At 56.8% G+C, this 13,634-nt stretch carries 9 protein-coding genes; all 9 read right to left on the bottom strand.

Annotated features, from left to right (window positions below):
• Positions 1 to 6: 6 nt before the first annotated feature.
• Positions 7 to 1,440, bottom strand: a complete 1,434-nt coding sequence (locus ABLU88_RS01500) for a hypothetical protein (protein ID WP_108703420.1) — start codon at positions 1,438 to 1,440, stop codon at positions 7 to 9.
• Positions 1,440 to 1,700: a PAAR domain-containing protein gene (locus ABLU88_RS01495; protein ID WP_014229081.1), complete on the bottom strand. Its 261-nt coding sequence runs from the start codon at positions 1,698 to 1,700 to the stop codon at positions 1,440 to 1,442. The genes ABLU88_RS01500 and ABLU88_RS01495 overlap by 1 nt, the downstream gene beginning before the upstream one ends.
• Before the next feature lies 1 nt (position 1,701).
• Positions 1,702 to 3,669, bottom strand: coding sequence for a hypothetical protein (locus tag ABLU88_RS01490; RefSeq protein WP_348836115.1), 1,968 nt, complete (start codon positions 3,667 to 3,669; stop codon positions 1,702 to 1,704).
• Positions 3,670 to 3,921: 252 nt separating this feature from the next.
• Entirely contained in the window at positions 3,922 to 6,417 is a 2,496-nt protein-coding gene (gene vgrG, locus ABLU88_RS01485; protein WP_348836114.1) for a type VI secretion system tip protein VgrG, read from the bottom strand.
• Positions 6,414 to 9,056, bottom strand: a complete 2,643-nt coding sequence (gene tssH / locus ABLU88_RS01480) for a type VI secretion system ATPase TssH (protein ID WP_200913640.1) — start codon at positions 9,054 to 9,056, stop codon at positions 6,414 to 6,416. The genes vgrG and tssH overlap by 4 nt, the downstream gene beginning before the upstream one ends.
• A 247-nt stretch (positions 9,057 to 9,303) precedes the next feature.
• Positions 9,304 to 9,795, bottom strand: coding sequence for a type VI secretion system effector Hcp (gene hcp, locus ABLU88_RS01475; protein ID WP_014229074.1), 492 nt, complete (start codon positions 9,793 to 9,795; stop codon positions 9,304 to 9,306).
• 144 nt (positions 9,796 to 9,939) lie between these two features.
• The gene (locus ABLU88_RS01470) at positions 9,940 to 11,628 is read right to left on the bottom strand and encodes an OmpA family protein (RefSeq protein ID WP_200913642.1); all 1,689 of its coding nucleotides are present in this window, start codon (positions 11,626 to 11,628) and stop codon (positions 9,940 to 9,942) included.
• On the bottom strand, positions 11,625 to 12,290 hold the full coding sequence (gene tssL / locus ABLU88_RS01465; RefSeq protein ID WP_014229072.1) for a type VI secretion system protein TssL, short form: 666 nt from the start codon (positions 12,288 to 12,290) through the stop codon (positions 11,625 to 11,627). The genes ABLU88_RS01470 and tssL overlap by 4 nt, the downstream gene beginning before the upstream one ends.
• Positions 12,287 to 13,630 (bottom strand): type VI secretion system baseplate subunit TssK, encoded by a 1,344-nt coding sequence (gene tssK, locus ABLU88_RS01460; RefSeq protein WP_200913649.1) that lies wholly within the window; start codon positions 13,628 to 13,630, stop codon positions 12,287 to 12,289. The genes tssL and tssK overlap by 4 nt, the downstream gene beginning before the upstream one ends.
• Positions 13,631 to 13,634: the final 4 nt, after the last annotated feature.

Below are 13,634 nucleotides of genomic sequence, written 5' to 3'. Positions count from 1 at the left end.
ATTGGATTATTCCTTGCGGGCAAGTCCGGCAGCCTGAACAAAGTGGGGGCGTTGCAGAGCAGTGAGGGCGCGGCGCAGCAGGAAAACAGCACCGGGTAGAGTGACTGCCAGCGACAGTAACATACTGAGCACGCCGCACCAGGAGAACAGCCAGTCCGGAAAAAAACGGGCAACGCCCCCAAAAGCCGCCACGTTGAGCAATACGGCAAGGCAGAGTGAACCCGCCGGATAAGGCAACGGGAGTATGTTCACATCTTCATCGCAGATAGCCGGCAGATTATTGCCGACGACCATTGCGCCGGCCCGTTTGTCATCCGCCTGTAGCAGCCAGTGGCTTCCCGGACCGTAATTGACCATCTCTGCTGCTGCAGCTACCATCAGCCATCCCGCCAGATGCCCGTAGTCTGCGCTGATTTTCGCAAAATCGATAATGCCACCGGCTGCGATATCAGTATGCAGGTGCAGAGGTAAATCATTAACCACCCGCCCCAGCGCCTGTGCGGACGACGTAGATAACCCGCTGTGCCAGACCAGATGTTTTACACCAGAAGGCTGCTGCGCCATATCGCGCAATTCAGCCAGCTCGCGGGGCAATGCACCAGTATTCAGCGGCATGGCGCGAAATACTCGCACTGCATCGCGCTGTTCTGACGATTTAAGCATCGCTTCAGGCAACAGCAACAACGCACAGGCAAATTCCGCTAAGGCTTCCTCCGGCTGGCGGTAATGCAGTGCCAGTACAAGCAATGGATAACGAGCAGTAGACAGGAATTTATTCCAATTATTAAAAACTGACGAATTGGATAAGGCATGAATATCTGGCATCCATGGCAATTTTTCATCTTCCCAGAGAAGGGAAAAATACTGAATTTCCTGTTTTTTATCAGGAGCAGATGTCTGTATTATCACCGTTAACGGACCTGAAGGATAGGCCTGAGAAAGTATTGTTTTAATCTGGTTTATTAATAAACGACAAAGTTGTTCAAAGCGTGAAATACCAGGAATAAAAGCTTCTTCGGGAAGCAATGTTAATAAAGATGTTTCGTCGCTGCTTTCAGACGCAACACCCGCTAGTCGAGAAAGCAATTGTGGGTCTGCGGTTAATACCACATGCCTGGTCACGCATAAATGCAGGTGTGCTTGACGCTGCCAGGCCAGGTGCATATTTCGTCGCCAGTTATTCCAGTTACGGACGCGGAAAGTCTGTATTTCCCACCATAACAAATAAAAGGTTACGGTAATTGTAACACCCACCAAAGTATATCCGGTCAGTGGTAGCCAGTAGCCGCTTGCGAGCGTTGGTAAACTACCGGAGGGTGAATGCAGTACCACCCGAACTAACGCGATAAATACACCGGCGAAAGTAATTGATAGGCATACCCAGGGCGACCAGGGTTGCGTATCTGGCCTCGCGGGAACCTCCGGTAATGACCAGCCCATCAACCTATCTCCACATCCGGCAAACTAGCGAAGATCACGGAACCACAGGCGCTCTTACAACCATGCGCCACAATTCCCCTACCGTTTTCCTCATAACTCATATCGCATTCCACTATCGGATTAGAACCGTGTTCCGGACAGGACACCGAATCATTCAGCAGTGCAACATTTTTACCTTCAATTTCAAAAGTAGATGATACAGAGACTACTTTACCTCCATGCGAGGTAGCATCGCCAAGAACAACTATTTTCTTTCCCATATCAATATCCGTATTCTTTGGTCTTCACACGAATCATTTCTTCCAATGCTGTTTCTTTGCTGATTATTTCTGGTTCAGTAACATTGTTTGGAATTCCGGTTTTTAAATATGTATCCAGTCCCTGAGTCCAGTCTGCTCGACGGCGTAGATCAGTGATAAAAGCCCTATCCCAACCCGATTCACAGTAACCAATGGGTAAATCATAAGCAACGACTCGTGCCATAAAATTTAAATTACTGGGTAAGGTACTGTGATCTGTAGGTTGTGCGACATATGAACGTATCCTGCGATCTTTTTCGTCAAACGTCTCCTTACGGGTTACTGGGGTTACGCTACCGTAAGTACCATATTCCGATTGTTTTTTGACACCAATAACGATATCCTGATCGGGATACAAATTAATGAAATTATCGTAAGTATCGTCATTCTTATAACCAGTTTTAGGATCACGCTCCCCCCAACCGTTTTTTTCCTGTGGGCCATGCTCAGCACCAACTCTTGTTTTATCGAAATCACTTAGTTCATTTTCCTTAATTGGCTCAGGGACTTCCTCGGCATTAATAAATACAGTTTGCCAGTGAGGTGGATCTGGGTACACAAAACCACTGCTCTGGTATTCATCTCCTTCATCATCCCAAAAGGGTTTACCATCTGGCAATCGACCAAATGGAGTTTTTGACTCGGGAGCTATACCACAAGGTGTATTTCTGGCAAGCATTCGCTGGAATAAATACCCCTTATGCTGGGTGATAAGTGGATGAGGATTCCCTTTTTCATCATTTGGGAAACCTTGCCACCCTACCGAATGCAGAGGGAGGGAACCCATAACTCTGTCATGTGGATTGAAATAAACATAAGTCCTCCCGTGATTATCTCTTTCCGGGATATTTCTCGTTTCATTTTTGTCAGAAGCTACAAGAGTTATATCTGGCTTCCAGTTTTTATTATCCTGTGATTGACCTACACACAACCCCTCATAGCCTAACGAAGATAAATGTGTTGATTGAAGTGCAACTTTATCAATTATTGCTGACAGAGTACTTTCTCGACCAGATGGAGAAATACATTCTTCAGGAGGCATTGAAAAGGCATTCAATTGACTATTATGAAGGGCATAAGGTGAATTCATTATAAATAGAGCATCAGGTGCTTTATTTGCGAGTGCAGTAGCAGCCATTGAAACCATAGTTCCTTGACTATGTGAAATTATGGTAACTGTATCCTTAGGATATTTCTCTCGAATAAGATCCAATAAATCAGCTAACCGCTTCGCGGCATGAGCATAATAGTTTCGTGGTGGTGCTGTGGTTAGTAAGCGATCTTTGTCTTCATTACCATATTGAACTTTTGCACCAGGTATATTGGCTAAATCTTCATTGAATCCTTTTTTACTCCAAAGTGAATGAAGATTATTCGTGCCATTTTGAAAAGGACCGCCGCCCCATATATAAGGACCTTTTTTCAAAATATCATACAATGGGACGCCATCTCGCTTCATCTGATGATAGTCATCACCCTTAATACTTACCAAAGGAATAACAAACTTATCTTCGTCACCTAATGGTGATGAATAGCCCCAATAAAATCGAATTACAGGTGACCGGCCATTGTCAGTAACTAATTTCCTTTCTACTAATGGAGACATTGGAGTTCTTTTTTCGGCGCCTTTCTCATCTAATTCTATCTTGTCATCCCCACTATATATGTTAGCCTTTAACTCAAAATTAGTGCCTTCAAGTCCAAGGCGTTTATTCAATCCTGCACATAATGCAGACTCTGCTTTTTGATACCATTCACCTGTGGAGTTAACACCATGGACAAGTATTACAAGTCCAGGCAGATGAGGTGGCACATCGCAAGCTCCACGAACCTGAACATTCTTATGCGATGGAAAAGAACACCAAGAAGGATGGCCATTATCATCATATTTAATCTCTAACTCTCTAACTGGCTCAGTCTTATATACCATACTACCTCCTGTTTTGAAAAAATAGCATTATCGTATGAGACCAAATTCAGTAAATTGCAGAGCATACAAAGCAACAAACGCCACACAGATACACACAAACCAAATCAGCAATATGATACGCAAACCATGAACTCTCTTACAACAAAGCCATGCAACTAATGTAAGCAAACTCCCTGCGATTAGCGCATAAATTATTAACAAAGAATAAATCATCAGTAACATTTCGCTCTCCCACAAATAAAGACTGAGATCTTACCTACCTTTAATAAGAGTGATAGTCATATCATCAATGACATCCGAGGCATTTAATGATGTAGAACCATTTAAATCTGTCACCCCTGAAACAATCCTTCCATCCGGCATGGTTATTGAATATGCCTTATTGGCTAAAGGTTCTTTGGTCAGAGAATTTCGAATGACAAACTTCTCATCAAAACTTCCCGACTCAAACGACTTTATTACTCCCTGCATACTACCCGAACCTGCTTTCTTAATACCGGTGTTTTTTATCAGCAACTTTCCAGGACCGCCAATTTCAACATTCCCACCTTTGATTTTGATATATCCGCCCCCGCATATCAGCGTCAGTTCATCCTGTGCTGTTATTACCAGCTTCTTGCCACTCGAAATATGCGTGTCCTGCGTTGACCAAGTGGTGATATGTCCGCCCTGCGCCTGAATATCAATATCTCCCCGCGACGCAAACCACTTCGCCCCATTCTGACTCCAGAGACTGAGTTGTTTACCCGCCGCCAGTGTGAAGTCCTTCTGCGCCCCCATATCCAGCTGCTGACCTGCAATCAGCGTCAGATTCTCCTGCGCCGACAGCAGCATATCGTCACCGCTTGCCAGCGCCACACCCTGCGGGGCCGTTCCCAGCAGTACTTCCTTCTGAAGCTGGTCTATCTTCTGTTGCAGCAACGTCTGCTGACGTCCAACATCCGCAGCCAGCGCCTGTGCCTGCTGTGCGCTGGCAGCCAGTGACTGCATTTCCACTAGTGCCGCTGAAAGCCGCGACAGCGCCGGTTCCATCGCCAGTTGCTGCCCCTGCGCCTTCGATTGTGCATCAGCAGTAATGAATATTCCCTTCCCGGCCCGTATCGCTCCATAGCTGTCCGTCCGCAGCTCAAACCCCTCGCCGCGTGGCTGTTTTTCGCTGTCCACCAGATGCCCCAGGTTCAGCTGGCTCTTGCCGCCGTACTCCGTGCTGACCTTGATGTGCTCTTTGCCACGCGCGTCGTCGAGGCGGATTTTGTTGTTCGCCGGGGTCCGCAGGACGTTGCGCTTATAGTTCCGGATGGTGACAGGATCCGGGTGCACCGAGTCGTGCAGGACACCGGCAATATACGGACGGTCCGGGTCTCCCTGCTCAAAAGCGATGGCCACTTCCGTCCCCGCCAGCAGCGGCAGGTGCAGGCCGTATGTGTCCCCGGCATAGGGGCGCGCCTGACGTACCCACAGACTCTCTTCCCCCGGCGACCAGTGGTCGCGGTCGAACAGCAGGTTGACCTTATAACGGCCGTCGCGGTCGATATGGCCGTAGATATCGTTGGTTTTCGTGCTGGTCACCCGCGCCGGCAGCGTGCCGGCCATGACCGGCCTGTCGCCCGGTTGCGGACGGAAGCCGTAATTTTCCGAGAACGGGATGGCCGTAAACGCCACCTCATAGCTGCGGTCGCGACGGGCGCTGCTGTGGATGCCGGTAATCACCACGCCCTGGCGGAAAACCTCCGTCACCTCAGCGCCTCCGGTGACCTTCAGCTCCCGGCCCGGCGCCAGCGCCGCGCTGCTGGTCCTGCCGCTCAGCCGGGTCTGGTCGTTCAGGTAGCGCTCGTGGCGCAGACGGGCATAAAACGCCCCGCTCTCCGGCTCCGGGTTGCGCTGGCCGTCGCTGCCCGGCGCCAGGTAGTTATCCGCCCAGTGATACGCCTCACCGTAGGTGGTGACGTCGCCGGACGTCACGTCCGCGCTCTGGCTCATCTCCTCCGGCGCGTTGCGGTAGTTGTAGTCCCGGGTGAACACCGACTGCTGCACCACTTTATGCCGACTTTTCAGCTCCCACACCGACTCGGTACCGCCGTCGTGCTGGCCGGAGGGCGGCACCGACGGCAGAACCAGCCCCTGCTCGTAGTGCCGCTGGTCATCGTAAAACTCCACCACGTCAATGTTCAGCCGGGTGTCGGCGGTGAAGCGGAACCAGATACCGACCTCGCCCAGCAGGCGGGTGATAAAGCGCAGGTCGTCCTCGCCGTACTGCATCACCTGCTCGCGACGCGGATACGCCTGTGCCAGGGTGAAAACAAAGTCCTCCCCGCGCATGGCGTGGCGGGTACGCAGGATATGCTCCACGATATCCGGCACCGACATATCCTGGTAAATCCGGTTCTGGTGGCTCCGGGAGAGCAGCGCCAGACGAGGCTGCAGGGTCAGGGAATAGTGCGTTTCGTCGCGGGAAGCGGAAAGGCGCTCAAACGCCGTCACCACGCCCTGAATCGTGCGCACCGGCTGCTGAATGTTAATCCCGAAACCCTGGTCCGCCGGCGCCTGCAGGGTGAAGGTCGCGTCCTGCATCAGCATCTGCTGCGGCGTGATGGTTTTGTCGGCGCTGGTGAACTCAATCACGTATCTGAACGGTTCGCTCAGGGCCTCCTCACCTTCAAAGCTCAGCACGTCCAGAAGAGCGCTGCAGCCGCGCACCGTTAACAGATGGTGGCTGTGGCTGAACAACAGGGATTTTATCTCGCTCATACACCCGCCCCTGCGCCAAACTCCATCACAATCCCCCCCTCTTCATCACGGCCCAGTATCAGGTGCTGCGGCTTCTGCCCCGCCGCCTGATGGCTTAACAGCTGCAGGCTCAACGCCGGCAATATCTGCTGATTGAGCAGGCTGTCCACGTTGCGCGCCCCGGTATCCGGCAGCAGGCAGGCATCCGTCAGAGCGTCGTACAGGCTGTCGCTGATGGTAGTGGTCATGCAGTAGTGGCGACTGAGGCGTTTGCTCACCTGGCTGAGCTTCATACCGACAATCGTGCGCATCGCGTCCCGCGTGAGCGGGCGGTAGATCACCGTCTGGAAGCGCGCCAGCAGCGCGGGCTGGAAGTGGTCGCGCAGCAGCGGACGCAGCAGTTCATGCAGGTCGGACTCCGTGGCCTCCGGCCGTTCGCCCAGCATCTGCATGATGTGGTCGCTGCCGAGGTTAGAGGTCATCAGAATAACCGTGTTGCGAAAGTCGATCTCCCGCCCCTCGCCGTCGCGCATAAAACCCCGGTCAAACACCTGGTAGAACAGGTTCATCACGTCCCGATGGGCCTTCTCCACTTCGTCCAGCAGCACCACGCTGTACGGACGCTTTCTGACCGCTTCGGTGAGGATACCGCCCTGGCCGTAGCCGACGTACCCCGGCGGGGAGCCCTTGAGCTGGCTGACGGTATGCGGCTCCTGGTATTCGGAGAGGTTGATAGTGATTAAGGATTTCTCACCGCCGAACAGCGCGTCAGCAAGGGCAAGCGCGGTTTCAGTCTTGCCGGTGCCGCTCGGCCCGGTCAGCAGGAACACGCCCTGCGGGCCGTTCTCCGACGTCAGCCCGGTTTTGCTGGCACGGAGACGCTGCGCGATGGCGTTCAGCGCCGCGTCCTGGCCCACCACGCGTCTACCGAGCTGCTGTTCCAGGCTCAGCAGCTCCGTCTGCTCATCCTTCATCAGAGACGAGAGCGGCACGCCGGTCCAGTCGGCGATGACCGTGGCAACGGTGCGCGCGTCCACGTCCAGACCCAGCAGCGGGTTCCCCTGCTGCACGGCACTAAGCTGGTTTTGCAGGTCCGCGATTTCCGCCTGGCGGGAGATATCGGCGCGGCAGGCGAGCAGGTTTTCCGTGAGCTTCAGCTCCTGGCCGTACTGCGTTTCCAGCTCATCGAGCTGCAGGATAATACGGACTTCGTCCTGTTCGATGGCCGCCAGGCGTTCGCCGTGGGTGTGGTTGCCCGCCGCGATATCTTCCAGCAGCGCCTGCTTTTCCATCGCCAGGGCGGTGAGCTGCGCCTTCAGTCGGGTCAGCGGCGCCGGCACCGTATCCAGGCTCATGCGGATGCGGGCGGAGGCGGTGTCGAGTAAATCCACCGCCTTGTCCGGCAGCTGGCGTCCGGTCAGATAGCGTCTGGAGAGGATGACGGCGGCGCGCACCGCCTCATCGGTGATGTGCACCCCGTGATGCTCCGCGTAGCGGGACTTCAGGCCCCTGAGCATCAGGCAGGCGGTGTCGTCGTCCGGCTCATCGACTTTGATCATCTGGAAGCGCCGCTCCAGCGCCGCATCGCGCTCAAAATACTGTTTGTACTCGCTCCAGGTTGTGGCGGCGATAGTTCTGAGTTCGCCCCGGGCAAGGGCCGGTTTCAGCAGGTTAGCCGCATCGGCGCCGCCCGCCTGGTTACCCGCGCCGATAAGGGTGTGGGCCTCATCAATAAACAGAAGCACAGGCAGCGGCGACTGCTGCACCGCGTCGATAATGTTTTTCAGCCGCTGCTCGAATTCTCCCTTCACCCCCGCTCCGGCCTGCAGCAGGCCGAGGTCAAGGGTGCGCACGCTTACCGGTTTCAGCGCATCCGGGACGTTGCCCTCGGCGATTCTGATCGCCAGACCTTCCACCAGCGCGGTCTTGCCGACACCCGGCTCGCCCACCAGTATCGGGTTGTTCTTGCGGCGTCGGGAAAGAATGTCCACCATCTGGCGGATTTCATTATCACGGCCGAACACCGGGTCGATTTTGCCGTCCCGGGCGCGGGCGGTCACGTCGAGGGTGAACTTATCCAGCGCATTCTGCAGAGCCGGATTCAGATCCCCTTCTTTTACGCCCGCATTAACCGGACGGCCGACAAACGCCACCTCGTCGCCCTGCGCCAGCTCTGCTTCCTGCTGCACCTCCGGGCGTTCCTCGGACTGCGCGTCCAGCAGCGGACGCAGGCGCGCCAGCTGGCTCTGCGCCAGGGTCAGCAGCGGCCACAGGCCGTCGCAGCGCACCAGACTCTGTTTATCCACCAGCGCCATCAGCAGGTGGATACTACGGATATGCTCCTCCCCGGCCAGCGAAGCGCTCAGCCAGGCCTCCTGCATCAGAGTCTGAATAGCGTCTGAAAGCTGCGGGCGGCCGCGCACCGAACGGGGGAGCTTATCCATAAAGGTCAGCAAATCCTGCCATATCGCGTCCATATCCCATTCGTAGCGCCGCGCCAGCACCGTCAGGTCGCCCTCGCCCTGCTCCAGCAGTTTCAGCAGCCAGTGCTCGGGCAGGATTTCCGCGTGCGCCCGGGTCTGGCACAGGGTGGCAGCGCCTTCCATCGCACGGGCGCAGTAAGGGTTAAGTCGGCGTAACAAAATGGCGGGATTTTCCATGAGCTTTTCTCTTTATCAGTTCCGGACACGCTACCGCCCGTCGCTGTTCCCTGTTATTCAGGAACCCAAAGCGCATCAGGTCAGGCAGGCAGATTGTTTTTTTTGCTGAGCGCCCGTCAGTTCAGGCGCTCAGCAAAAACGGGCAGCGGAAACTGCCCATCAGGGGATGACTCTAAATAGTTCGCGCTGTAGCAAGACGACAAGCGAACGCAGCCAACGCCGCTACAGCGTGAAATATGGCGAGTCATCAGGCGGTGGCGCGTTCGTTCCAGCTGTCGGAATGAATGATGTTGCCGTCCTTGTAGGTCCAGGTGATTTTTTCGTAACGCAGCTCAATCTGCTCGAGGTGGTTATGCTTCTCGTAGGACGGGTCCTTGACGTCGTGCATCAGCGGGTTGACCTTCACCACCTTCACGTTCTCAAGCTTCGTGTTGAAGTACTCCACTTCCTGACCGGCGTCGTTGATTTTGTACCAGCGGAACTCCGCCGACTTCAGCGTCTGGCCGGTTGTTACCGCCTTGTACAGGTACGGGCTGGAGGCGTCGATTTCCTTAGTGAACAGGAACGGCGTGTGGATTCGCGTGCCGGTCAGCTTCCCGGTGTTGTTGTCGGTCGGGATGTACAGGTTATGCTCCTGCGCCACCACCTCGATGCTGCCCTCACGGTCCTTCACGTCCACGGAACCTTTGATGTCCGCGCCGCCGTCGTCCTTCAGCCACAGATAGACTGGAATTGCCATATTACTTCTCCATTTATACACGTCGTCCTTCAGGCTGCCTCTTTGTTGGCTGCCTTCATTTGCCCCGGTCACATAGTGAACTATGCTCCCGGGGACGCATTCAGTTGCCGCCGCGAGGCAGCCCGAATGACTGTGTGTATCATTTTAAAAAGCGCCATCATCCTGCGATGGCGCGGGGGTCATGCCCGGTGGCTGGCAGGCATTCGCCTGCGGCACCAGACTGATTTCGACACGGCGGTTAAGCGCCCGGCCTTCGGCCGTGTCGTTGGGGGCAACGGGTCGGCTCTCGCCGTAGCCCTGCACCGCAAAACAGCTCTCCGGCACGTCGCCGGTGTCGCGCATCCAGTCGCGCACCGATTCGGCACGCTTAAGCGAAAGTATCTGGTTGGATTTATCGTCGCCGGTGCTGTCGGTATGGCCCGCCACCACAATCAGCCAGCCGGGCTTCGCTTTGATGCCCACCAGTGAGTTCACCAGCAGCTTTGTCGAGCCGGGCTTCAGCGCCCACCTGCCGGTGTCGAACAGCGACATGCTGTCGAGGCGGATGATTTTCGGCGCGGTTTTCTCGGCAGGCTTCAGTGGCGGAGGCGCCGGGACATAGGAACGAATGGCGTCCAGCACCGGCATGCGCAAATGCTCCCCGTGATACAGGCCGAGCCCCATTTCCAGCGGTTCACCGTGGCGCGCCCACCGATCCAGCTGCAGCGCATCCCCGCGCAGGATCTGCACGGCGCGGGCTTTCGGGGCGTAGTCATCCATCGCAATCTGCGCGTAATGCTGAATATCGAACCCCACCCGCTGCAGCAGCTGGCGGTTGTTCCACGCGCTGGCGCACAGTGCGATGATGGCGGCAAGGGTGAACAGGCAGAATGCCCGCCGTAAAGTTCTGCTGAGCGGCGTCACGCCGGCGCCCAGTGGCAACAGCGGCAGAATAAAATTCGGCAGCGTGACATCCGCTGATGAGGGGTTGGGCTGCCAGCCGGGCAGCGAATTCAGGGCAGTATGTTGAGACAACCAGCGCTGCCACAGGCTATCAGCCAGAACCGGCGCCCCCGAAGGCGTCATGTGATATACCACCATCGCCGGGTCCGCCGGAGGCATATCGTCCGACGCCGCCGTCAGCGCGGCCATCATTGTTTGTTCAGTCAGGCGAACCAGCGTATTCATCCTCACCTGCGCAGCCAGGCGGTCCGTCCCGTCCTTTTGCGCCAGCCATGTCCCGGTGCTGCACGGCACATCGTCCGCCAGCCATACCTGCATGGCCTCCCCGGCCTGCGCTGTCTGCCACAGCGGTTGTGGAACAGACGCCCCCGCCACCTTACTGTTCAACAGTAAAGGCACCGCCCGGCGGCAATCGCTCCGCACCTGGCTCAGCTGCCAGCGCAGCTCATAAAGCCCGGCCGCCAGCGCCGCCTCATCACGATGCAGCTGCGGACAGACGCTGACCATCACCGCCAGCTGCGATACGAGGTCCGGGCGTTTCCACAGAAGAATACGTACCGTCTGCTGCAGTTCAGCCGTCGGGACGTTTAACCAGCAGCCCCGTGCCGTGCGGTAAATTGGCCCGCTCTCCGGCCACCCGGCGATATCGCCGCAGACCAGCACCACCGGCAGGCGATACGGCGCGTCCGGTATCTCATCCAGCCAGGCGTTATCTACCAGCGGATCTTCCCGCCTGCGCCCGGCGAAAATCAGCCCGGCGATAACGGCGGCCAGTATCAGCGCAGCGGCCAGAATCCGCCCGCCGGAGGCCAGCGGCAGAAACAGCAGGCAGAGCAGCAGCGCCAGGATCCCGCCCCAGAGCCATAACAGGCGCAAATAGCGCACGTTCATTTCCCGGCCCCCGGCAGCAGGGTTGCAATCAGGGAATCAAGCCAGTGGTTCAGACCCCACCACAGCGCGGCGATCGCTACCAGCGACAGCCCGATGCAAACCGGCCAGCGACGTAACCCGTCCGCCAGGCCGCTGCGCCCGGAGATACCCGCCAGTACGGGACGGCTCTGGTCCGTTTCAAACGGCGGCACGCGCTCGGTCAGTACCCGAACAAGCTGGTCACGAGCCGGCTCATTCAGGGCATAACACCCTTTAAAGCCGAGCATCAGCACCCGGTGGAAACAGGTCAGCACCGCCATATCCGGCGCGGGCTCGCGCAGAACCTGACGCATCCGTTCATACAACGCGTCTCCGGCGTCCAGAGCACCAAAGTATTTCGCCTGCAGCGGACGGTCATACCAGACGATGCAGGCATCATCCTCGCCTTCGCGTCCTTTGGCGGTCTCATCCAGCAGCGCACACCAGGCGTAGAGAATATGCCGACGGCTCGCCTCGCTGACGTCCGCAGCCTCAAGCTTCGCCATCACCTGTTCAATATGATCTACACAATGTCGCCACAGGCGGTCGCCCTCCCCGTCGGCCAGTCTTGCGCCGAACCGCAGTTCCGTCACCGTCAGCCACGCGTCCGCCATCAGGGCGTCGATATTTATGTCCTGTTTCATGAGCGCAGCACCGCAAACAGTTCAAGTTCCGGATCGCCCAGCAGACCGGGGACGTAAAAGACACAACTGCCTTCCAGCAGCATCGCCCGCGCCGCCGGATGGGTCATATCAAGGGTGAAATACTGGTTTTCCAGGCGCAGCGGGATAGCCGCAGGGACGTGGCTCATCGCGCGCAAAGGAATGCCGGGCTGCGAACCGTTGACCACCCTGTCGACTTCATCCGGGCTACCCGCTTTGCACTGAAGCGGAAACTGCTCCAGCAGTTGCGCTACCGGCAGCGGCGAGCGTACCGAGAGATAAAAATCCGCCTCTTCACGCAGTCTCGGATCGTGGAGACGGGCGTGCCAGCGCTTGCGCCGTTCATCGCGGACCATGTCAATCGCCACGACCCGCGACGGCAGGCTGGCTTCCAGCAGCACACCCAGCAGGTCAAACAACGGCGGGAAGACCGCCGTTAGCTGCTCATGACGATAGGCCGGAATATCGGCGGTGGTGTGATCAAGAGAAAACGTCAGCAGGCTGCCTGCAAGACCGGCCAGCGCCTGATAAAGCCGCTCCGGGTGTACCTGCGGATAGCGCACCAAATGGCTGAGCACCGGCTCAGCGCTGTTGAGCGCATTCAGCAGCCAGAACAGCGACACGTCCGCCACCGCGAAGTCGGCCATCCGTTCGTTGCTCTCCCGGCGCATAGACATCAGGCGCTGCAGGCGCGCGCGTAGCTGACCCGTCAGATATTCGGTCTGCTCCGTTAGCCAGCGGCTGGCCTGCACGTTCAGCAGCGGCGGGATAAACGACGCGTCCTGCGACCAGTCTCCCTGGCTGTCGCGCTTAAGACGGGCCACGGCGACGGTCTGGTAATTGCCGTTGTCGTTATCGTCTGTACGCAGCGTCAGCTCCGGCTGCATTACCGCAATCTGGCGGCTGTCATCCCCATAGCGGTTACGCACCTCCCGCCAGGCCAGACGCCAGCGCACAGGACGCTCCGCTTTCTGCTCCGGTTGCAGGCAGTTGCCGCCGTTTTCATACTCATGGGGCAGCGCCAAAACCACCGTCAGTTCGTGGCTTTCTGTTTCCGGTAAGGTCATCACGGGCGGCAACGCATCGGCGTTATCGCTATCAGTGAGCGTTCCGTCAGCGAAACGCACGCACAGGTGGTCGGCCTTCAGCTTCCCCTGTTTCAGCAGCGCGGCGTCAAAAGCCGTCCGCGCAACCCCCCAGGGATGTATTGCTCCCAGTCGGGCGACACACTCGGTGTGCCAGGCCGCTTGCGCGGCCTCCTGCTGAAAATGTTGAGGGGAAACCATCTGGCCCCGCCCCCACAGCGGTCGTACTGTTTTCATCCCT

This window comes from Klebsiella sp. GW_Kp182, assembly GCF_040062275.1.
In the GTDB taxonomy this organism is placed as follows: Bacteria; Pseudomonadota; Gammaproteobacteria; order Enterobacterales; family Enterobacteriaceae; genus Klebsiella; species Klebsiella michiganensis.
This window is presented reverse-complemented; position numbering and strand designations above follow the sequence as displayed.

Excerpts from the sequence above, each read along its gene's own strand:
- ABLU88_RS01500 (WP_108703420.1), bottom strand. The coding sequence starts at position 1,440 with ATGGGCTGGTCATTACCGGAGGTTCCCGCGAGGCCAGATACGCAACCC.
- ABLU88_RS01495 (WP_014229081.1), bottom strand. The coding sequence starts at position 1,700 with ATGGGAAAGAAAATAGTTGTTCTTGGCGATGCTACCTCGCATGGAGGT.
- ABLU88_RS01490 (WP_348836115.1), bottom strand. The coding sequence starts at position 3,669 with ATGGTATATAAGACTGAGCCAGTTAGAGAGTTAGAGATTAAATATGAT.
- vgrG (WP_348836114.1), bottom strand. The coding sequence starts at position 6,417 with ATGAGCGAGATAAAATCCCTGTTGTTCAGCCACAGCCACCATCTGTTA.
- tssH (WP_200913640.1), bottom strand. The coding sequence starts at position 9,056 with ATGGAAAATCCCGCCATTTTGTTACGCCGACTTAACCCTTACTGCGCC.
- hcp (WP_014229074.1), bottom strand. The coding sequence starts at position 9,795 with ATGGCAATTCCAGTCTATCTGTGGCTGAAGGACGACGGCGGCGCGGAC.
- ABLU88_RS01470 (WP_200913642.1), bottom strand. The coding sequence starts at position 11,628 with ATGAACGTGCGCTATTTGCGCCTGTTATGGCTCTGGGGCGGGATCCTG.
- tssL (WP_014229072.1), bottom strand. The coding sequence starts at position 12,290 with ATGAAACAGGACATAAATATCGACGCCCTGATGGCGGACGCGTGGCTG.
- tssK (WP_200913649.1), bottom strand. The coding sequence starts at position 13,630 with ATGAAAACAGTACGACCGCTGTGGGGGCGGGGCCAGATGGTTTCCCCT.